This window comes from Brevundimonas sp., assembly GCF_023259385.1.
Classification (GTDB): Bacteria; Pseudomonadota; Alphaproteobacteria; order Caulobacterales; family Caulobacteraceae; genus Brevundimonas.
Genome location: NZ_JAHFPF010000132.1, coordinates 8,748 through 9,571, shown reverse-complemented (window position 1 = coordinate 9,571; position 824 = coordinate 8,748). Strand labels below are relative to the sequence as shown.

Below are 824 nucleotides of genomic sequence, written 5' to 3'. Positions count from 1 at the left end.
GGCCGCCTGCTCGACTATCTGCGCCCCGTCTGGGCCACGCCCGAGCAGGACCGGCTGTTCTCCGACGCCCGGGCCGAGCGGCTGAAATTCTTCGACCGGCTGGTCTTCGCCGCCAATCCCGATCACGCCGCCGCCGTCTCCGGTTACGAGAAGGCCCTGCGCGAGCGGCTGCGCCTGCTCACTGACGGCGCCGAAGGCCGACCCGCCGATCCCCTGTGGCTGGACGCGCTGGAGATCCGGCTGGGCGAGGCCGGGGCCGCCGCCGCCATGGCCCGCGCCGCCGCCCTGACCACGCTCCAGGCCGCCATCGACACCCGCGGCGACCGCCTCTTCCCCCAGGCCGATCTCGGCCTGGCCGGCGAGGCCGAGGCTTTGGCCGCCTCGGGCGCCGACGCCGAAGCCATCGCCGGCTCCATCCGCGAGGGCATGGCGCGGTCCCGTCCGCGCGACGCCGCCGCCGGCCGCTCCCTGTTCGGCCCGCACCGCTCCGACCTGACCGCCCTGCACCGCGAGAAGAACCGCCCCGCCGCCGAAGGCTCCTCGGGCGAGCAGAAGGCGCTCGTCCTCAATCTGATCCTGGCCCAGATCGCCCGTCTCTCGGGCCAGGCCGCGGCCCCCGTCCTGCTCCTGGACGAGGCCCCGGCCCACCTCGACACGGCCCGTCGGGCCGCCCTGTTCGACGAGATCGAAGCCTTGGGTCTGCAGGCCTTCATGACCGGTACCGAGGCCGATCTGTTCGCCCCTCTCCAGGGCCGCGCCCAGTTCGTGCCGGTGGCGGACGGCGGCTTCGGCTGAGCGTCCAGGCCAGACCCGGAAGTCTGGCG

The 824-nt window shown here is 74.6% G+C and carries 1 protein-coding gene; it reads left to right on the top strand.

What is annotated here, in order from left to right; all coding sequences use genetic code 11:
- Positions 1–795: DNA replication and repair protein RecF (locus Q0C81_RS11155; RefSeq protein ID WP_291837568.1), on the top strand; the 795-nt coding region annotated here is incomplete at its 5' end.
- Between the last annotated feature and the right edge of the window lie 29 nt (positions 796–824).